Below are 19,645 nucleotides of genomic sequence, written 5' to 3'. Positions count from 1 at the left end.
GCCTCCTCTGCGGTCTGCCGCGGGGCAATACAGTTGTGAAGAATTCGTGTAGTCGACCTTCGAACGGCTCCGCGGGACTGGGCCGACCGGGGCAACACCACGTGGTGAAACCGGGGGTGCGTGCGCGGCACCCTGGCTCACCCGTATCGTGGGCGCTCGCGCGTACGGAACACCGCGCCGGACGGTCACCACCCCTGAGGCGCTCCGCACGACCCGACGCCGCAGTGCTCCCTGCCACGAATCGGATTTCACTATGACCGCGCTCGACACCCAGACCCTCGACGAGACGACACCGGCCAGTACCGGTGACGCATCATCGGACGCCCGCCAGAACCTCATTGACTACGCCTCCCTCGGCGGCTTCACCCTCACCGCCGAGACCCACGCCTGGTACGCGGCCGTCGACACCGTCGACAGCCCGGAGGAGGCCCGCGCCGCCTCCACCGTCCTCGCCGAACTGCGCGGACGCGACCTCCCCGCCACCCGCGAGGCGGCCGCCCGCATCGCCCAGGAGACCACACTGGGCGAGCTCGACACCGTCGTCGCGGTCGGCCGGGCGCTGGCACTGACGCTGAGGGTGCGCTCCACCCTCGAGGTGCTGGTCCCCACCGCGTACGAGTCCGAGCACCTGGACACCTTCGCCGCGGCGACCGGCAGCGGGCAGTGGCGCAAGGAGCAGGGCGCGAAGCTGTCCTTCGGCCAGCGCCTCAACCTGGGCAAGGCCGCACGCGGCCTCGCCGTCGCCAAGCGCCCCCGGCGCGGTGTGCTGCACGCCGCGCTGGTCGCGGCGGCGGCGGAGCGCGCCGACTGGGCCGCGCTGTCGCTGACCGACGCCCACCCGGTGCTGCCCGCCGACCTGGAGTTCCTGGACACCGCAGTCCAGGCCGTGGACGACGCCTGCACGGCGCTGGCCGAGCTGGGACGGCTCCGGGTCGACAGCAACCCCGCCGCGCTGTCGCTCGACGAACTGACCGACCTGGTCGACCGCCTGGCCTCCGACGAGGGCACCCTGCACCGCCTCCCGGCGCTGCACGCCCTGCGCGCGGCCCTGGTGGAGCAGGGGTACGGCGAGTTGGTCGCGGAACTGACGGAGGCCCGGGCGGACGCCGAGGCCGTGGCCGAGGCAGTCAACCGCGAGTTCGGCGAAGCCGAGGTCGCGGTCACCGTCGAGGCGGAGCCGGCCGAGGCGGCGGTGGAGGCCACCCCGCAGGGCCTGGTCCCCGCTCCGCGCGAGGAGGAGGTGACCATCACCGAGGTCATCACCCCTGACCCGGCGGAGGTCGCGGCCGAGGCTGAGGTCGAGGTGACCGCGGTTGAGGTGGCCGAGGTTGAGGTCGAGGTCGCTGAGGCCACCGTCGCCGAGACCATCGCCCCCGAGGTCGAGGCCACCGAGGTCGCAGCCGCTGAGGTCGAGGCCGTTGCTGAGCCCGCCGTGGTCGCTGAGCCTGCGGCGCCGGTCGTGGCCAAGCCCAAGGCCAAGGTCACGAAGGCTGCCGCCACCAAGGCGGCCACCCCGGCCAAGCCCCGGGCGGCGAAGGCCACCAAGGCCGCTGCCCCCGCCCCCGCTGCCGCACCCGCCGAAGGCACCGCCCTGCCGAAGCCGGCGTTCACGCCGGGCCGTCCGGTCACCGCGTACTCCGCCGACGAACTGGTCTCGGTGGTCGGCTGGATCGACAGTGACGGCGTCAAGCGCAGCGACGAGGAACTGCTGCGTGCGGCGATGAAGGAGCTGGGCTTCGCCCGGATCGGTCCGCGCATCAAGGAGGCGCTCGGTACCGCGATCGCCTCGGTCCGCAGCTGACAGCAGAGGCACCACGAACGGCCCGGCGCCGCAGGATGGATCCCTGCGGGCACCGGGCCGTTCCCGTACCCCGCCGGCACCCTGCCGAACGCCCCGCCGGGCGATATTTGAGTGGCGCCGCCCCCGCCCTCCGGCGACCATCGGCCTATGTCACGAACTTTTGACGAACTCGTCGCCGAGGCGGAGGCCGTCTCCGTCGAGGGCTGGGACTTCTCCTGGCTGGACGGACGGGCCACCGAGCAGCGCCCCTCCTGGGGCTACCAGCGGGCCATGGGCGCGCGCGTCGCGCGGGCCTCCGCCGTGCTGGATCTGGAGACCGGCGGCGGTGAGGTGCTGGCCGGGTCGACCCCGACACTGGCGCCGCTCACCGTGGCCACGGAGTCCTGGCCGCCCAATGTCGCCAAAGCGACCCGCCTGCTGCATCCGCGTGGCGCCGCGGTGGTCGCCACCGCCGACTCCCCGCCGCTGCCGTTCGCGGACGAGGCGTTCGATCTGGTGGTGAGCCGGCACCCGGTCACCACCTGGTGGGACGAGATCGCCCGGGTGCTGCGGCCGGGCGGCAGCTACTTCTCCCAGCAGGTGGGCCCGGCGAGCGTGTTCGAGCTGGTCGAGTACTTCCTCGGGCCGCAGTCCGAGCGGACCAGGCGCGGCCGCCACCCGGACGACGCCCGCAGCGCGGCCGAGGCGGCCGGTCTCACCGTGGTGGATCTGCGCGCGGAGTCGCTGCGGACCGAGTTCTTCGACATCGGCGCGGTGGTCTACTTCCTGCGCAAGGTGATCTGGATGGTGCCGGGGTTCACCGTGGACCAGTACCGGGACCGACTGGAAGCGCTGCACGAGCAGATCCTCGCCCAGGGGCCGTTCCTGGCCCACACCACCCGGTTCCTGATCGAGGCACGCAAGCCGGTCTGACCCTCCGACACAAACGGCATGACGATTCGTCAGACAGTCAGATCTCCCCCAGTCTGAGCACCGACCCGAGCCGGCGCAGCCGGGACACCAGGGTCTCCAGCACCGCCGCGCCGAGGACCACCAGGGCCAGGCCCAGACCCAGCGCCGCCGTCAGCCGGTAGTCGGTGTGCAGGGCGGGCTGCACCGGGCCGCCGGTGAACTGGCGCAGGTTCAGGGCCGTGCCCAGCAGCCGGGGCTCGGCCACGCCGAGCAGCACCCCGCCCACCGCCGCCGCGCAGGCGAACGGCAGCAGTTGCAGCAGTTGCAGCGCCGCCGCCGGTCCTGAGCCCAGACCCAGGGTCCGCAGGTAGGAGCTGGTACGGCCGCGCTCGCGCGCGGTCAGCACCAGCTCGAGCGCCACCGCGAGCAGCCCGAATCCAACCGTCAGCACGCTGCTCAGGGTGTAGATCCGGCGCAGTTCGCCGACCAGTCCGTCGTTCCTCGCGCCCGCCAGGACGTCCGCGTGCAGCCGGACCTCGGCGAGGGTGCCCAGCGCGGTGGTCCCCGCGGAGCGGAGCGCGGCGGGGTCGTGGCCGTAGAGCAGGACCGCGGTGCGGCCCGCGGTCTGCGGGGCCAGGGTGCGCTCGGCCGCGATGTCCGCGACCAGCAGCCCGGTGCCGGGCGGGAGCTGGGCGGTGAGCGGGCCGAGGGCCGGGTCCTGGAGTTCGGCGGCGCCGAGCGGCGCCGTCGGGCGCAGCCGTACCGGGTGCTTCCGGTCGGTGTTGGCGAAGGAGGCCGCGGCGAGGTCGCCGCTGGGCTCTCTGGCGAGCAGGACCGGGTCGGCCAGGGCCAGGATCTCCACCGAACCGTCGGGGCGCGTCAGTGGAGCACCGCTCGCCTTCGAGAGCAGTGCTCTCGCCAGTGCCGAATCAGGCTCGACCGCCGCCAGCCGCGCCGCATCGACCGTGATCAGCACCGTCCCGGTCAGCGTCGTTCCGTCCCGGTCGGCGGTCAGGGTGAGCGAGCGCGACTGCTCCTCGACCGCCCGCACCGGGGAGGACCTGGGCAGCGCCGTCGGCGTCCGGTTCCCCTCGGTCAGCGCCACCGCGTCGCCGCCGGTGCTCCAGGCCGCCCCTGTGGTCACCCCGTCGGCGATGGTCCGCGCGACCATCCCGCCGAACACCGCCGTCCCCAGCGTCAGCACCAGCACGAACAGGGCCAGCCCGGTCGCCGTCGCGTCCCGCCCGGCCCGGGCCAGCCCGACGAAGGCCAGCACGCCGCGTCCCCGGGCGACCCGTGCCGCCAGCAGTCGCAGCAGCGCCGGGTAGACCCGCAGCAGGAGCAGCACCCCGACCACCGCCACCAGCACCGGAACCGCGCTCATCGACAGGTCGACGCCCTGGGTCTCCATCCCCTGGGTCGGGACGGCCCCGCGCCGCCGCAGCGACACCACCCCGGCCACGGCCAGCAGCAGCGCGGTGCCCTCCAGCACCTCCCGCCGCCCTGCCCCGGGCCGACCCCGGCCCCGACGACGCCCGACCCGACGCACCGTACGCGGCTCGCGGACGGCCAGCCAGGTCAGCAGCGGCAGCAGCAGCCACGCCACCGCGGCCGAACCGAACGCCCAGGCCGGCTGCGGCGACCCCGAGGTGCCGGTCTCGCCGACCCGCTCACCGACCGCCCACCCGGCCGCCGCCGCCAGCACCACCACCGGCGTCGCCACCGCCGACCGCAGCAGGACCAGGCCCAGCACCGAGGCGCCCCGCGCCCGCTGCAACCGCAGCTGCGGCTCCCGGCGCCGCAGCAGCAGCCGGATCGCCACGAAGACCGTGGCCAGCAGCACGCTGCCGACCGAGGCCAGCGCGAACGACTGCACCGCGTCCGCCTGCCGCCGCTCCTGGCCGAACGAGTCCAGCACCGGCGAGAGCCCGTCGGTCCAGGTGTAGGGGAGGACCGGCCAGTCACCGGCGAAGCAGCTCGGCTCACCGAGGCTGTCACCGCTGCCACCGCCGTCACTACCGCTGCCACCACCGTCACCACTGCTGTCAACGCCATTGTCATCGATGCTGTCGCCGTCGGCGATCTGGCACTCGCCCCGCCGCAGCGCGTTGCCGTAGCCGGCCAGCGCCTGCGGCAGTCGCGCGGCCTGGGCCACGGCGGCCCGGTCCGGGGTAACGTCGAGCTCCCAGCCGAGGATGGGCAGCGGAACCCCGTCGTCGGACAGCCGGACCGGGGCATCCGCGCCGATCAGTCCGTGGAAGGAGACCTGGTCCCGGCCGCTGGTCGGCAGCGGGTACTGCAACGGCTGGTCCAGCGCGGCGTGGTCGTTCCAGAAGCTGTCGCCGGTCAGCCTCGGCAGGTAGATGCCGGACAGCACCACCCGGGTGGTGGCCTCGTCCCCGGCCTCGTCGCCGTAGCGCACGGTGAACGGCTGTCCCACCCGCAGCCCGAGGCGTTGGGCGGTGGCCTGGGAGACCGCGAACTGCGTCGACGCCTTCGCCGGGGTGACCGCCGCCGGGTAGGTTCCGGCGACCATCCGGACATGTGACGAACCGTCACTGATGTAGGAGAAGGCGCCCACGCTGTTGAGGATCCGCGGGTCGGGGGCGGGCGGCCCGCCCGTCAACTGGCCGAAGACATAGTCGACCTCAGACCTGCGGTAGTGCAGCGACCGACCGAGCGCGGGGCCCGCGTCGGCAGCCAGCCGGGGGCCGGTCACCGCCAGGGCCGTGGTCAACAGCTGCAAGGGGTCCTTCAACCCGAACGCCGGCGGGATCGCCGCCGCGCCGACGGTGATCAGCGGCGCGGTCTGCTGGGCGGCGGCGATCCGCTGTCGCAGCGCGGCGTCCTGCCGTCCGGCCACCACGGTCGGCACCAGCGCGCCCAGCCCGGTCAGCGCCGCCACCAGCAGTGCCAGGCAGACCAGCAGCGGGAAGTCGCCCCTGGCCTCCCGCCCGGCCAGGCTGATCCGCGGGCCCAACCGCCGACCCACCCTCCGGCCCAGCCGCGGGCCTGTCCGCCGACCCATCCGCGCCCCAGACCCGCCCGGCTGACGAGGCGTCGTCCACCGAGAGCCGCTCATGTCCCCTCCCCCGCCCGCAGCACCCGCACCAGGTCCACTCGCGCCAGCAGTCGCGCCAAGGACATCACCACCACACAGATCGCGCCCGCCGTCAGCAGCGCCGCCAGCGCCACCCGCGGCCAGGGCACCGTCAGCAGCAAGGACGGATACGGCGCGGACCCGGCGTCGTCCACCGTCACCAGCGGCAGCACCAGCGCCGCCAGACCGGCTCCCAGCAACGCGCCCGGCACCAGCGCGAACAGCGCCACACTCAACTGCTCCGCCCACAGCAGCGTCGACAACCCGCCCCGGCGCACTCCCATCGCCCGCAGCAGGGCGAACTCCCGCCGCCGCTCCCGGGTGGTCACCACCGCGTGCACGGTGAAACCGATCACCGCGAAGCCGGGCGCCAGCAGCCGGCACAGCGCCAGCACCGCCCGCATCCCGGCCCGGAACGGATCGTCCAGCAGTTGGGCCCGCACCCGGTCCACCGTCTGCGCCGTCCCCAGCGAGGGATCGGCGGCCACCGCCGCCGCGGTCGCCTCCGGCTCCCCGCTGCTCAACCACCAGCTGTCCGGGGCGGTCTGCGGTTCGCCGATCCCCGCCTCGGCGGCGGCCAGCGCACGCTGGTCCACCAGGTAGTGGCCCTGGGTACGGACCGTGCCGGGGATGGCGTCCACGGTGCCGGTGATGACCAGCAGCAGCGCATGGCCGTCGTCGAGGTCCAGGGTGACCTTGTCCCCCACCCGTTGCTGCCCCTCCGCCATCGCCACCGCGTCACCCAGCGCCGGAAGCACCAACGGGGCTGCTCCCAGCACCGGGGCGATCAGCGCCGCCGCGCCGCCCTGGGTCGGTCTGCCGTAGGGCGCGGTGCCGATCTCGGCGGCGAGCAGGTCGGTGCCGCTGGGGTGCAGGGCGCAGACCGCCGGGCCCGCCACGGCATAGGAGTCGCCCGACCCGTCGTCGGTGGTGCAGTCCGCCTCCACCGCGTACAGGGCCTGCGGGGTGCGGTCCGCCCAGATCAGCCCGCCCGGCAGCGCACTCTGCCAACTCGGCTCAGCCGCAGCCGCAGCACCGGTCGCGGGCCCAGCACCGGTCGCCGGCCCCACCGCGCCGATCCGGTGCACGGTCAGGGTGAGCCGGGCCCGCTCCTGCTCCGCGGGGACCACGACGGCGATCCCGGTCAGCTTCAGCGGGTAGCTGCGCGTCCCGCCGCCGGGGACGGCCAGCGGTGCCTCCACCAGGTGCCGTGCCCCGTCGGCCGGGGGCAGTCGCACGGTGACCGTGGAATCGACCCCGGCGGCGTCCTCCAGGGTCAGCGCCAGCTGCGGCGGCGCGGGGTTGCCGTTGCTGGACAGGGTCTCGTCCAGGCGCAGCGCGCTGGGGCGTCCGGCGAACACCAGGCCGTCCGGCGGGGTCCGGCTGCTCAGCGCCGCCAGCCGGGCCGGGAAGCCGGGGCCGGCCAGGTCGGAGCGCAACAGCGGGGCGGGCGGCGGCGGCCCGCCCGGGGTGGGCCGCCGGGTGTCGATACCGATGACCTCGTCGAGCCGGCCGTTGCTGTTGGTGGCGGCGGTATCGCTGACCGGGGTCACCGCGGTGACGCCGGGCAGCGCGGCCAGGGCGCTCCGCAGCGCCTCCGGCGGGGAGGTCAGGACGTCCTGCTGGTCCACCCGGACGTCCGCGCCGACCGCGAACCCGGCCTGGTCGGTGGCGAGTTGGTCCAGCCCGGCGAGCGCCGTGGTGGCCAGCGCACCGACCGCCACGGCCAGACACATCAGCACCACCGGGCCCGCGTTGCGGGCCGACCTCCGCCCCAACTGCCAAGCCGCCAACGGCAGTACCAGCCCCCGGCGGGAGCGTCCGAAGCGGTCGAGCAGGAACGAGGCGAGGGGCAGCAGCCGCAGCAGCAGCACGGCCGCCGCCAGCGTCGCCACCGCGGGCACCAGTACCAGCACCGGGTCCACGTCGGCCAGTCCGTCCGTACCCGAGTTACTCACCGTGCTCCGGTAGTGGGCCAGTTGGAGGTAGCCGAGGACCGCGACCGCGGCCAGTGCCAGGTCCGCGCCGACCCGCTGCGCCGCCGCACCGCGGGCCCCGCGCAGCCGCAGCCTGGACACCGGGTCACCCCCGGTGACCGCGAGCAGCACCGGCAGCAGGGTCGCCCCGGCGTGGATCAGCACAGTCAGCGCCACGGCCGCCCAGGCGGGCGCGACCAGGGCGTCGGCGGGCGGACGGGCGACCACCAGGCCGATCGCGTGCAGCCCGTGCAGCAGCGGCCCGGCCAGGAACGGCGCCGCCAGCGCGGCCGGCAGGGCGACCACCGCCCACTCCCCCGCCGCCGCTGCCAGCAGACCCCCGGTCCCGGCTCCCCTGGTCTGCCGCAGCACCAGCTCGTCCCGCCGGTGCGCTGCCAGTTGACGAGCCGTCAAGATCAGTGCCACCAGCGCGAGTACGGCGAGCAGCGCGGCCGGGAGGTAGAGCGCGGAGCGGGCCACCACCATCGGCACGGCCAGGCCGTCCACCGCGTCCGCCAGCGTGGAGGCCACCGAGACCCGTTCCAGCGGGGGCTGCTGCCCGTGGAACACGGAGCTGCCGGTGTCGCTGGCCGAGAAGTCGCCCACCCGGCGGCTCAGGCCGTGCAGTTGGGCGGCCCGCAGCCGGTCCAGGTCCGGCAGGGCGCTCCAGGAGACCTGGATCTCCGCATGGAAGGAGGCTTGGCCGACCATGGCGGCCGGGGCGACCACCAACAGGTTCCCGGCCCTGGTGTCGCCGTCGGTGGCCACGCCCACCGCTCCGGGCCAGAAGCCGGGCGCCCCGGTGGCGGCATAGACCCCGGTGACCCGCACGGTGACCACCCGGCCGGTGGGGTCCGCCAGCGTCAGCAGGGTGCCGGGGCCGGCCCGCAGCCGTCCGGCCAGCAGTTGCGGAATGGCGGCGTCCACCGTTTCGGCCACCCCGGCCACCCCAGCCACCCCGGCCACCCCAGCCACCCCAGCGGCGGCGGGGGCGGTGAACTGCGCGTCCGACGGATCGGCCGCGCCGTCCGGCCAGCTGCCGGAGACCAGCCGGGCGTGGGCGGCGGCGCCCTGCAGCGCCACCGGGTGCAGCTGCAGCTGGGCGGCCACCGTGCCGGGGCGGGCACCCCTGAGCACCAGCAGGTCGAGACCGTAGAGGGCCAGGTAGGTGTGCTCCGGCACCTCGCCGAACACCGCCGCGACGCTGCCGCGCACCGCCCGGTCGGCGGCCGGGAGGCCGGCCGCGCCGTAGGAGGCGCTCACCCCGACCTCGGCCCTGGGGTCCGCGAGCAGCCGGGCCGCCGCGCCGGCGTCCACCGAGCTGGTGGTCAGCGCCGCGAGGGCGGCCAGCACGGTACTCGCCAGCAGCACCGTGACCGCGGTCGCGGCCAGCACCAGACCGTGGTGCACGGAGCCGCGGACAGCGGGCGGCAGCGCCCTTCGGGCGGTGCTGCCGGTCGGTCTCCGGGCCACGCGACTCCCCCTGCGCTGATGCCGAACCACACCCAACCACGGCGTTCAATGCGGCACAGTCTGCGGCAGCTGGAGAAAACCAGGGAGTCCTTTGCAAATATTGATGGAATTGCAGCAATCAATCGACAGAGTCAAAGATCCCAAAACGGGCAGACGTACTCAGTAGCCACTGCACGAACAAGGAGAAAAGGCCATGAGCGACGAGACCATGGGCGACGACGTCTACCAGCCGGATCCCGGTGCGGACCAGATCGACGACTCGGGGGTCCTCGACCCCGAGGACACCCTGCTCGACCGCGGCGTGGACGAGGCCCTGGACGAGGGCTACTCACCCCCCGAGCGGCCGCTGGGCGCGGAGCACTACGGCATCACCGCCGACGAGCAGCGCCGCGGCGAGAGCCTGGACCAGCGGCTGGCCGAGGAGGTCCCGGACAACGACCCCGGTGACGGCGACGATCTCGGCGACTCCTCGGACACCGACGGCGAGCTGCGCGACGGCGAGGTCGGCGACGCGCGATCCGGCCGCCTGGTCGCCCCCGGCGAGGGCGCCCACGACGAGCACGACGGCATGGTCGGCTCCGACGTGGGCATCGACGGCTCAGCCGCCTCCGCCGAGGAGGCCGCGATGCACATCACCGACGACCCCGAGCGGTAGGCGGCGTCCGGGCGGCTGGATTGACAGCCCGCCCCGGCCGCGCCCGGGCCCTCAGCCCTCCGCTCAGCCCTCCGCGTCGGCGTCGAGACCGGAGCCCGCGCCGTACCAGAGCGTGGTGACATTGCAGAACTCATGGATCCCGTGCCCGGACAGTTCGCGTCCGAAGCCCGAACGCTTCACGCCGCCGAAGGGCAGCGCCGGGTGCGAGGCGGTCATGCCGTTGAAGAAGACCCCGCCGGCCTGCAGATCCCGCTCCAGCCTGAGCTGCTCGGCCCGGTCAGTGGTCCAGGCGCTCGAGCTGAGGCCGAAGGGCGTGTCATTGGCCAGCGCCACCGCCTCGTCCAGGCTCGCCACCCGGTAGAGCGTGGCGACCGGACCGAAGCACTCCTCCAAGTGGATCCGCATCTCCGGAGTGATCCCGGTGAGCACCGTCGGCTCGTTAGTACCAGCCGGCCTCGAACCCGGCCGGGCGCTGCCCGCCGCACTGGGCCTTGGCCCCCTGCCGCAGCGCGTCCTCGACCAGTTCCTCCAGGTCGGCCCGTCCGGCCTCGGTGGACAGCGGCCCGACGTCGGTCCCCTGCTCCAGCGGGTCGCCGACGGTCAGCGCGACCATCCCCTCCACGAACGCCGCCGTGAAGGCCTCGTAGACGTCCTCGTGGACGATGAAGCGCTTGGCCGCGATGCAGGACTGGCCGTTGTTCTGCACTCTGGCCGTCACCGCGACCTTCGCCGCCTTGGCCACGTCCGCTGAGGGCAGCACCAGGAAGGGGTCGCTGCCGCCCAGCTCCAGCACGCTCTTCTTGACCTCGTCGGCGGCGATCGCGGCCACCGAGCGGCCGGCCGCCTCGCTGCCGGTGAGGGTCACCGCGACCACCCGGGGATCCCGGATCACGCCCTCGATCGCGTCGGAGGCCACCAGCAGCGTCTGGAAGCAGCCCTGCGGATACCCGGCGCGGACGAAGACCTGCTCAAGCAGCAGGGCCGTCTGCGGGACGTTGGAGGCGTGCTTCAGCAGCGCCGTGTTCCCGGCCATCAGCGCGGGCGCGGCGAAAGCGGATCACCTGCCAGAGCGGGAAGTTCCACGGCATCACGGCCAGCACCGGGCCGAGCGGCCGGTAGCGGACCACGGCGGCCTCGGCCCCGGCGTCGGCGACGTCGGCCGGGTCGATCCGCTCGTCGGCGAGCAGCGCCGCGCCGCCGCGTTCGGCGAACCAGCGCATGGCCTTGACGCACTTGTCGACCTCGGCGACGGCCTGCCCGACCGGCTTGCCCATCTCCAGGGTCATGGTCCGCGCGGTGTCGTCCCGCTCGGCCTCCAGCAGGTCGGCGGCGGCCCGCAGCAGTGCCGCGCGCTCGGCGAAGCCGGTGGTCCGGTACTCGGCGAAGGCGGCCGAGGCGCGGGCGAGGCAGGCCTCGACGCCGTCCGCGTCCAACGGTGCAAAGGTTTCGAGGGTCTCCCCCGTGGCGGGATTGACGCTGGCGATGGGCATTACCGGCCCTCTCCTCTCGATTCGTGATGATTCGGAACTGTTTGATCCCTGCCCCGCCCCGCCCAGCTGATACCCCTCGCTGATACCCGTCACTGTTGCCCCCCACTGATACCCGCCGGGTCGCCACCGGCATCCAAAGCCGCCCGGCGGGGCAGTCGGGCCGGTATGAGCGCGATTCTTGTGGGCACCGCGGGCTGGGCCGACCGGGAGCTGACCTCGTCCGGCTGGTACCCGCCCGGCACCCGCACCCCCGGGCAGCGACTGGCCCACTACGCCTCCCGCTTCGGCCTGGTCGAGGCGGACTCGCCGTACTACGCGATCCCGGCGGCCGCGACGGTGCGGCGCTGGGCGGAGAGCACCCCGGACGGCTTCGTCATGGACGTCAAGGCGTTCGGCGCCCTCACCGGCCACCCCGGGCGGGTCGAACCCCGCGACCCCGAGCAGGCCTGGCAGCTGTTCCACCAGGCGATGGCGCCGCTGGCCGAGGCGGGCCGGCTGGGCCGGGTGCTGCTGCAGTTCCCGCCCTGGTGCACCGCCGGCCGGCGGTGGAGCAACGGATCAGCGAGGCGCTGGAACCGCTGCCACCCGCTGCCGGCCGCCGTCGAGTTCCGCCACTCCTCCTGGCTCGCCGACCCGGCCAGGCAGGCCCGCACCTGGACTATCTGCGCTCGCGCGACGCCGCCTATGTCTGCGTCGACATGCCGCGGGACCACCCGGGCGCGATGCCGCCACTGCTGGCGGTGACCTCGTCGACAGCGGTGGTCCGGCTGCACGGGCACAGCGAGGCCTGGGTCGGCGGCAGCAAGGAGGACCGCTTCCGCTATGCCTACTCGGAGCGGGAGCTGGCCGCCTGGGCCGAGCGCCTGGTCACCCTGTCCCAGCAGGCCGCCACCGTCCACGCCGTCCTCAACACCTGCTGCGGCGGCGAGGCCCAGCGGGCGGCCCAGGCCCTCCAGGAGCTGCTGCCCGGCTGAGCTGCCAAGACCTGCTAGGACCTGCTTCCGCCGCCGACGATCAGCGTCAGCAGCCGGTCCAGCGAGCGTGCGAACACCGTATCGGCATCGACGGGGGCGGCGCCCGCCCCGGCGGCGAGGACGGCGGCGAGGTGCGGGTGGGCGCCGGTGCCGATCACCCCGGTCAGATAGCTGATCAGCTCGGTCTGCCACTGCTCGCTGCCGCCCCTGGCGGCCGTGCGCTCCCACTCGGCGAACTGGCAGACGAAGCCGTTGAACAGGGCGAACATCTCCATCCTGGTGCCGCCGTCCCATTCGACTCCGGCGTCGGCCAGGACGCCGAGGAAGTACTCGGTGCAGCGCAGGGCGTGCGGGCCCATCGAGGGGCGGCTGACGGACAGGCCCGGCATCCAGGGGTGCCGCCGCATCGCGGCGAGTTCCTCGCGGGCCAGCAGGGCGAGGTCGGCGCGGGGGTCGCCGGACGGTGCGTCAGGGAGTGCGTACTCACCCGCCGCCGCGTCCAGCATCAGGTCGAACAGGTGCTCCTTCTTGGGCACGTAGTTGTAGAGCGACATCGTTCCCGCGCCGAGCGCGGCGGCGACCTTGCGCATGGAGACGGCGTCGAGCCCGTCCGCGTCGGCGATGGCGGTGGCGGCGGCCGCGATCGCGGCGCGGCTGTGCGCGGGCTCCGGCCCGCGGCCGGTGCGCTCGGGGCGCAGCCAGATCATCTCCGGGGCGTTGGGCTTCACGGAAATCAGTCTAGACACGTACATCGTACGTAGTAGTACGCTGACCCTGCCACCCTTCTACGTACATCGTACGTAGATAAGTACCGGGAAAGGATCCCCATGGGACCCCCTGCCGTCTCCGCCACCGGCCTGCACAAGCGCTTCGGTCGCACCGACGCCCTGCGCGGGCTCGACCTCACCGTCCCGGCCGGCACCGTCTGCGGGCTGCTCGGCCCCAACGGCGCGGGCAAGACCACCGCCGTCCGGATCCTCGCCACGCTCTCCGCCCCGGACGCGGGCGAGGCCCGGGTGGCCGGGTTCGACGTGGTCCGCGACGCCGACCAGGTCCGCCGCAGCATCGGCTTCGCCGGGCAGCACGCCGCCGTGGAGGAGGGGATCACCGGCCGCGACAACCTGCCACCTGATCGGCCGGCTGCACCACCTCGGCGCGCGCGGCGCCCGGCAGCGCGCCGAGGAACTGCTGCAGCGGGCACGGCCTCGCCGGGGCCGCCGACCGCCTGGTCCGCACCTACTCCGGCGGCATGCGGCGACGGCTCGACCTGATCGCCAGCCTGGTCACCCGCCCCGCCGTGCTGTTCCTGGACGAGCCCACCGCCGGCCTCGACCCGGCCAGCCGCAAGGAGATCTGGGCCACCGTCAGGGAGCTCAGGGACGGCGGCACCACCGTCCTGCTCACCACCACCTGGACGAGGCGGACCGGCTCGCCGACGACATCGCCGTGGTCGACCACGGCCGGGTGATCGCCTCGGGACCGCCCGAGCAGCTCAAGTCCGCGATCGGCACGCGGGTCGAGGTCACCCTCGCCGACGCGACCGGCCTGGCCCGGGCCGCCGCCGTCCTGGCCGTGCTCACCGGCGGCGAACCCGCCGTCGACCAGGGGAGTTCCGCGTCAGCGCGCTCACCGACCCGGCCCGCGCCGACCGGACGCTCGCCCTGCCGTCCCTGGTGCGGGAGTTGGACGCGGCCGGGGTCACCGCCGTGGACGTGGCCCTCGGCCGGCCCTCCCTGGACGACGCCTTCCTCGCCCTGACCGCCGCGGCCCCGCTGGAGGCGACCCGCTGATGAGCGCCAGTCATGCCCTGACCGACGCCCGCACCCTCACCCTGCGGGTGCTGCTGTACTACCGCCACTCCCCGGCCTGATCGCCGCCTCGTTGGCCGCGCCGCTGGCCATGCTGGTGGTGTTCGGCTATGTCTTCGGCAGCGCGATGCAGGTCCCGGCGGCGGCAGCTACCGCGACTACCTGATGCCGGGCCTCTTCGTACTGATCGCGGTGAACGGGGTGGTGCCCAGCATGGTCGGCGCGGCCCGCGACGTCGGACGGGGCGTCACCGACCGGCTCCGGACCATGCCGATCTCCCGCTCCGCCTCACTGCTCGGGCAGACCCTGGCCGACCTGCTGGTCAGCGCGGTGGTGCTGGTGATGATGCTCGGCATCGCCCTCGCCACCGGCTGGCGCGCCCGGGGCGGCCTCGCGGACGCCTTGGGCGCGCTGGCGCTGCTGCTGCTGTTCCGGTTGGTGATGAACTGGGTCGGCCTCTACCTCGGCCTGGCCATCGGCAAGGAGGACATAGCGGCCCAGCTCTCGGTGCTGGTCTTCCCGATCGGCATGATCACCAATGTCTTCGTCCCCACCGCGGGCATGCCAGGCTGGCTCCGCACCGTCGCCGACTGGAACCCGATCAGCAGCGTCGCCGCCGCCACCCGCCACCTCTTCGGCAGCAGCACCGTCGCCACCGGGGCGCCACAGCCCTGGCCCGCTGGCCCACCCCGTCACGGCCACTCTGGCCTGGTCAGCCCTGCTACTCGCCCTCTCCGCCCCCTGGCCGTCCGAGCCTTCACCCGGCACGGCCGGTGACGGCGAAGGGAACGGCATCAGGCCCGTTCGGCGGAGGAACCCTTCGGTGCGTGGGCGATCAGGACGGCGGCGTAGGGGTGCCAGCCGAGGGAGGAGTAGAGGTGCTGGCCGTCGACGCTGGCGATGAGCAGGCCGGTGCGGGCGCCCTGGTCGAGGGCGGCCTGGACCAGGGCGCTCATCAGGGCCCGACCCAGGCCGCGGCGGCGGTGGGCGGCGGCAGTCTCGATCCGGTCGGCGATCGCGTCGCTGCCGACAATCGCCACCGTGCCGCGGGCGACCGGCTCCTCAGCGGCGGGGTGGTGCAGCGTCACCGTGATCACCGGCCCGGCCTGCCGCACCTCGCTCCGGTAGGGCGCGGCGGGCGCGTACCGCGGATGCCGGGCCAGCTCAGCGGTCATCAGCGACTCGGAACGATGCAGCAGCTCAAGCCCGGCGGCCTCGACCTCAGCTGCCACCTCGACCGGCCGGTGCGTGGGCACGGTCAGCCAGGTGTTCAGCCGCTCGGCTGCCACGCCTGCCGCCAGCCGGGCCACCGACCCGGGCACCTCGTCCGCGCGCAGGGCCAGCACCTCGACCTCCCGGCTGGGCTGGCCACACCTGATCCGCAGCCCGTCCTCGATCGCCTCCGCGGGCGGCAGCCCCCGAGCCAGACTCCAGCCCCGCTGCCACCGCCGAACAAGCTCCGCGTCGATAGTCATCAACCCACCCTAGCCGCAGCCCGCGACTACCCCGAGGTGGTGTCGAAGCGCAGGTGGGAGGTGATGCGGTAACGGTCGCCCCGGTAGACGGCGTGGGCGAACTCGACGGTGCGGCCAAGGGTGTCCCGGGTGGTGCCGCTCGACCTGGAGGATCGGGGCATAGACCGCGATGTCCAGCAGATCGGCCTGGTCCGGGTTGGCCACAGCGGGCTCCAGCGTCTGCACCGCGTCGCAGACCACGATCTCAAAGCGCTCGCGCAGCAGCCGGTAGAAGTTGCCGTCCTCCCATGTCCGTGCTGGTCAGCCCCGGTACCAGCAGGGCCGGCAGTTCCAGCCGCTCGATCGACATCGGCTCGTCGTCCACCAGCCGCAGCCGGACCACCCGCAGCACCGGCTCGTCCTCCCCGATCAGCAGCCGGGCCGCCCGCAGCCCGGCCGGGGCGGTGCGGAAACTCGACCACCCGGCTGGTCCAGGCACCCTCGGCCGGGGGGACGGCGAAGGCGGCGGAGGGGCCGTCGCTCAGTTCCTGGGTGACCTTCTCCGGGCTGGTGAAGGTGCCGCGCCCCCACTGGCGCACCAGGTGCCCGGTCCCGATCAGTTCGTCGATGGCGGCCCGGACCGTGGGCCGGGACACCCCCAACTCCTCGGCCAGGTCCCGCTCGGAGGCGAGGCTGGTGCCGGGGCCTGCGTTCTCGATGACATCGAGCAGATGCTGCCGGACCCGGTCCCGCTTCGCCGTCGGCCTGCGCGCGGCATCGGCGGTGTCAGCGGTGTCGGTGGTGTCAGCAGCATCGGTGGTGTCGGTGGTGGTCACCGCTGCATTCTCCCAGCGAGCTGGGTGTACTCCGGACGGTCGGCGCCACGCTCGACGGGCGCCGCACGGATCCCCAGCGCCGCCAGCCGGGCATAGTGCGGCTCCAGCCGCCCCAGGAACTCGGCGTAGTCGCCGCCCCCGCTCCAGACCACCTCGGCGAAGGCGCAGAGCCGGGGGAACACCAGGTAGTCGACATGGGCCGGGGTCGGGGCGAACTCGGTCCACAACTGCGCCTGGGCGCCCAGGACTCCGGGGCGGGGGTCGTGACCGTCCGCGACCGGCAGACCGCCGTCCAGCGGGTCGAAGCCGTGGATGGTCGCGAGGGTGATCCGGTGCCCCGGCTGCCCCGGCGGCTCCTCCGGATGGTCGTGCTGCTGGTAGTCGAGGTAGGTGAATCGGTGCGGAGCCATGATCACCTGGTGCCCGCGCCGCACCGCCCCCGCGCCGTGGGCGGCGTCGCGCCAGGGCACCACGGTGATGTCCTCCGGCAGCGACCCGGCCGCGTGGCCGCTCTCGTCCCAGCAGATGCTGCGCCGACCGTGCACGGCGAGGAAGTCCGCCATCTCCTTGAGGAACCAGGCGCGCAGCTCGTCCGGTCCGGCCAGGCCCAGCCGCCGGGCCTTCTCCCGGGCCGCCGGGCTGGCCTCCCACTGCGTGGTGGGGCACTCCTCGCCGCCGATATGGATGTACTCGGACGGGAACACCCGCCGCACCTGGTCCAGCACCTCCCGGCAGAGGTCGAGGGCCGCATCACTGACGCCGAGGATGTCCTCACTGATGCCCCACCCGGTCCACACCGGCTGCGGACGCTCGGGATGGTTCCCAAGCTCCGGATAGGCAGCGAGCAACGCCCTTACATGCCCAGGCAGTTCGATCTCCGGAACGATGGTGACCCCACGGTCCGCGGCGTAGTCGACCAGCTCGCGCAGCTCCCGCTGGGTGTAGTAGCCGCCGTGCGGAACGCCGTCATAGCGGTCGCTGCCGGAAGGACCGACCATTGACTCGGTGCGCCAGGCGCCGACCTCGGTGAGCCGGGGGTGCCCGTCGATCTCGATCCGCCAGCCCTGATCATCCGTCAGATGCAGGTGCAACACGTTCAGTTTGTGGAACGCCAGCCGGTCGACGAGCTGACGCAGGTACGGCAGAGGCATGAAATGCCGAGCGACGTCGAGCATAAAGCCGCGCCAGGGCAGCAGCGGATAGTCCGTCAGCGTCAGGCAGGGCAAATGACTTTCATCAGTCCACAACTGACGGAGCGTCTGCACGCCGTGGAAAAGACCCGCCGCGGCCGAGGCGGTGAGGGTGACCTGTTCGGGGGTGATGACGAGGGTGTAGTGCTCGGGACCGCCGTGGTCCGGATCAGGGCCGAGGGCCAGCCGAACCGTCGGGGCCTCCTCCCCGACACCGGAGCCGAGTTGGGCGCCAAAGTACTCCCTGAGCAGAGCGGCCGGACGTTCGGCGCCGGGGCCGACCGACAGCCGCGCCCCCCGGTCGAGGGTGAAGCGCCGGTGTGCCGCTCGACGGCGGCGGGGCGGGGGATGATCACTGTGGCCTTTCCGGATCGGATACAACAGGGTTGCCCTGGGCTCGGGTTGGATGAAGTGCGCGACGGCTCAGCCCTTGACCGCGCCCGCGGTCATGCCGGCCACCAGCCGGCGCTGGACCAGCATGAAGAACACGATCACCGGGATCGCGAACAGGCTGGTGGCGGCGATCAGGCCGCCGTAGTCGGTACCGACGGCGGTGCTGAAGGAGGCGAGCCAGACCGGGAGGGTGTACTTGGCCTGGTCGTCCATCATCACGTAGGCGTAGGTGTAGTCGTTCCAAGCGGTGATGAAGGCGAACACGCTGGTCGCCACCACCCCCGGCATCACCAGCGGCAGCAGGATCCGGCGGATGATGGTGAGCCGTCCGGCTCCGTCCACCATCGCCGCCTCCTCCAGTTCCACCGGGACGCCCTGCAGGAAGCCGCGCAGCACCCAGATGGTCAGCGGCAGCACGAACGCGGTGTAGGTGAGCGAGAGGCCGATCAGGCTGTTCAGCATGTGCAGGCTCTTCAGGCCCAGGAACAGCGGGATGACCAGGGCCGGCTGCGGCACCATCTGCACCGCCAGCACGATGATCAGGAACCCGCGCCGCCCGAGGAAGCGGAACCGGGTCAGCGCGGTGGCGGCCAGAAACGCGAGGCCGATGGCGACCACCACCACCGCACTGGTGACCAGCGCGCTGTTGAGCAGGTCGGTGCCGAAGTGCGGACGGCGGACGGCGCTGAAGAAGTTGGCAAGGGTGAACGGGAAGGGCAGGAAGTGCGGGGTGGAGCTGAGGATGTCGCCCTGGGGCTTGAACGCGGTGTTGAGCATCCAGTAGACCGGGAAGGCCCACACCGCGCAGAACAGCACCGCCCCGGTGTTGAGCGCACCCCGCCTGACACCTGTGGCCTGACGACTCGTCATAGTTCTTCTCCCGACCGCACCAGACGGCGCACGTAGTAGACCGTCAGGCTGAGCAGCAGCAGCACCGAGACCACCGCGATCGCCGCCCCCTGCCCGTAGGACTGGGCGGCGAAGGCCTTGGTGAAGGACCAGATGCCGAGCGTGGTGGTGCCGCCCACCGGACCGCCCTTGGTCAGGATCCAGATCTGGTTGAAGACGTTGAAGTCCCAGATCACCGACATGATCGCGACCAGCAGCAGGATCGGCCGGAGGAACGGCACGGTGATCACCCGGAACCGGCTCCAGTAGCCGGCCCCGTCCAGCTCCGCCGCTTCGTAGTACTCGTCCGGGATCTGGCTGAGCCCGGCGTAGAGGGTCAGTGCGACGAACGGCACCGACTGCCACACCACCAGCGTCCAGACCACCCCGAAGGCCGACAGCGAGTTGGAGAGCCAGTTGTGCTGCTGGAAGTCGCCGAACACCCGGGCCTCGGTGAGCAGCCAGTTGACCACCCCCGTAGGTGGGCTGGAACAGCCACTCCCAGAGCAGCGTCGCCGCGACGTTGGGCACCGCCCAGGCCGCGATCAGCGACAGGGTGACGGCGGTGCGCAGCCTGGGCCCGAGGGCCCGCATCATCAGCGCGGTGAGCATGCCGATCACCAGCGTCCCCACCACCAGCGCCGCGCAGAAGCCCACCGTGCGGACCAGGACCGGGACCAGTTGGTCGTCGTTCCACACCGCCCGGTAGTTGGCGA

At 73.3% G+C, this 19,645-nt stretch carries 16 protein-coding genes and 3 pseudogenes; 8 read left to right on the top strand and 11 right to left on the bottom strand.

Translation table 11 applies throughout. The features are described 5' to 3' along the window. The first annotated feature begins 253 nt into the window (after positions 1-253). Positions 254-1,801, top strand: a complete 1,548-nt coding sequence (locus tag ACXKR8_RS39820; protein WP_458269380.1) for a hypothetical protein — start codon at positions 254-256, stop codon at positions 1,799-1,801. Between the two features lie 147 nt (positions 1,802-1,948). Beyond that, the gene (locus ACXKR8_RS39815) at positions 1,949-2,713 is read left to right on the top strand and encodes a class I SAM-dependent methyltransferase (RefSeq protein WP_458269379.1); all 765 of its coding nucleotides are present in this window, start codon (positions 1,949-1,951) and stop codon (positions 2,711-2,713) included. 37 nt (positions 2,714-2,750) lie between these two features. On the opposite strand, the gene ACXKR8_RS39810 is transcribed toward ACXKR8_RS39815, so the two are convergent. Both ACXKR8_RS39810 and ACXKR8_RS39805 read right to left on the bottom strand, forming a co-directional pair. Next, positions 2,751-5,672 (bottom strand): hypothetical protein, encoded by a 2,922-nt coding sequence (locus tag ACXKR8_RS39810; RefSeq protein WP_458269378.1) that lies wholly within the window; start codon positions 5,670-5,672, stop codon positions 2,751-2,753. A 98-nt stretch (positions 5,673-5,770) separates the two neighbouring features. Beyond that, complete coding sequence (locus ACXKR8_RS39805; RefSeq protein WP_458269377.1) at positions 5,771-9,241, bottom strand: FtsX-like permease family protein; 3,471 nt, start codon at positions 9,239-9,241, stop codon at positions 5,771-5,773. A 193-nt stretch (positions 9,242-9,434) separates the two neighbouring features. On the opposite strand from ACXKR8_RS39805, the gene ACXKR8_RS39800 reads away from it, so the two are divergent. Next, entirely contained in the window at positions 9,435-9,896 is a 462-nt protein-coding gene (locus ACXKR8_RS39800; RefSeq protein WP_458269376.1) for a DUF5709 domain-containing protein, read from the top strand. A gap of 63 nt (positions 9,897-9,959) precedes the next feature. On the opposite strand, the pseudogene ACXKR8_RS39795 reads toward ACXKR8_RS39800, so the two are convergent. Then, positions 9,960-11,386: pseudogene (locus ACXKR8_RS39795) on the bottom strand (NADP-dependent succinic semialdehyde dehydrogenase). Positions 11,387-11,551: 165 nt separating this feature from the next. On the opposite strand from ACXKR8_RS39795, the gene ACXKR8_RS39790 reads away from it, so the two are divergent. Together ACXKR8_RS39790 and ACXKR8_RS39785 are read left to right on the top strand one after the other, a co-directional pair. Beyond that, positions 11,552-12,130, top strand: coding sequence for a DUF72 domain-containing protein (locus ACXKR8_RS39790; RefSeq protein ID WP_462100037.1), 579 nt, complete (start codon positions 11,552-11,554; stop codon positions 12,128-12,130). Further along, positions 12,109-12,360 carry a DUF72 domain-containing protein gene (locus ACXKR8_RS39785; protein WP_462100036.1) on the top strand — a complete coding sequence of 84 codons (252 nt, stop codon included), beginning with the start codon at positions 12,109-12,111 and terminating at the stop codon, positions 12,358-12,360. Before ACXKR8_RS39790 ends, ACXKR8_RS39785 begins: the two co-directional genes overlap by 22 nt. A gap of 14 nt (positions 12,361-12,374) precedes the next feature. Here the strand turns inward: ACXKR8_RS39785 and ACXKR8_RS39780 are convergent, their stop codons facing one another. Then, on the bottom strand, positions 12,375-13,088 hold the full coding sequence (locus tag ACXKR8_RS39780; RefSeq protein WP_458269373.1) for a TetR/AcrR family transcriptional regulator: 714 nt from the start codon (positions 13,086-13,088) through the stop codon (positions 12,375-12,377). A gap of 99 nt (positions 13,089-13,187) precedes the next feature. Here ACXKR8_RS39780 and ACXKR8_RS39775 point away from each other — a divergent pair. Then, positions 13,188-14,150, top strand: a pseudogene (locus tag ACXKR8_RS39775) (ATP-binding cassette domain-containing protein). Positions 14,151-14,333: 183 nt separating this feature from the next. Next, complete coding sequence (locus ACXKR8_RS39770; protein WP_462100035.1) at positions 14,334-14,945, top strand: ABC transporter permease; 612 nt, start codon at positions 14,334-14,336, stop codon at positions 14,943-14,945. A 17-nt stretch (positions 14,946-14,962) separates the two neighbouring features. Here ACXKR8_RS39770 and ACXKR8_RS39765 read toward each other — a convergent pair whose 3' ends face one another. From ACXKR8_RS39765 to ACXKR8_RS39735, 7 genes and pseudogenes are all read right to left on the bottom strand, one after another. Then, the gene (locus ACXKR8_RS39765) at positions 14,963-15,643 is read right to left on the bottom strand and encodes a GNAT family N-acetyltransferase (protein ID WP_458269370.1); all 681 of its coding nucleotides are present in this window, start codon (positions 15,641-15,643) and stop codon (positions 14,963-14,965) included. A 26-nt stretch (positions 15,644-15,669) separates the two neighbouring features. Further along, entirely contained in the window at positions 15,670-15,804 is a 135-nt protein-coding gene (locus ACXKR8_RS39760; protein ID WP_462100767.1) for a hypothetical protein, read from the bottom strand. 83 nt (positions 15,805-15,887) lie between these two features. Next, on the bottom strand, positions 15,888-16,121 hold the full coding sequence (locus ACXKR8_RS39755) for a UTRA domain-containing protein (RefSeq protein ID WP_462100034.1): 234 nt from the start codon (positions 16,119-16,121) through the stop codon (positions 15,888-15,890). A gap of 85 nt (positions 16,122-16,206) precedes the next feature. Next, positions 16,207-16,458 (bottom strand): annotated as a pseudogene (locus ACXKR8_RS39750) (GntR family transcriptional regulator); the annotation flags it as partial. Further along, positions 16,455-18,029, bottom strand: a complete 1,575-nt coding sequence (locus ACXKR8_RS39745) for a beta-N-acetylhexosaminidase (RefSeq protein WP_462100033.1) — start codon at positions 18,027-18,029, stop codon at positions 16,455-16,457. The gene ACXKR8_RS39745 and the pseudogene ACXKR8_RS39750, both read right to left, overlap by 4 nt. Positions 18,030-18,071: 42 nt before the next feature. Further along, on the bottom strand, positions 18,072-18,911 hold the full coding sequence (locus tag ACXKR8_RS39740; protein WP_458269367.1) for a carbohydrate ABC transporter permease: 840 nt from the start codon (positions 18,909-18,911) through the stop codon (positions 18,072-18,074). After that, positions 18,908-19,402: a carbohydrate ABC transporter permease gene (locus tag ACXKR8_RS39735; protein WP_462100032.1), complete on the bottom strand. Its 495-nt coding sequence runs from the start codon at positions 19,400-19,402 to the stop codon at positions 18,908-18,910. Before ACXKR8_RS39735 ends, ACXKR8_RS39740 begins: the two co-directional genes overlap by 4 nt. Before the next feature lie 8 nt (positions 19,403-19,410). Here ACXKR8_RS39735 and ACXKR8_RS39730 point away from each other — a divergent pair, with 8 nt between their 5' ends. Beyond that, positions 19,411-19,638 carry a hypothetical protein gene (locus tag ACXKR8_RS39730; RefSeq protein WP_462100031.1) on the top strand — a complete coding sequence of 76 codons (228 nt, stop codon included), beginning with the start codon at positions 19,411-19,413 and terminating at the stop codon, positions 19,636-19,638. Positions 19,639-19,645 lie beyond the last annotated feature (7 nt).

The sequence above is a fragment of the Streptacidiphilus sp. PAMC 29251 genome (assembly GCF_054208735.2).
This window is presented reverse-complemented; position numbering and strand designations above follow the sequence as displayed.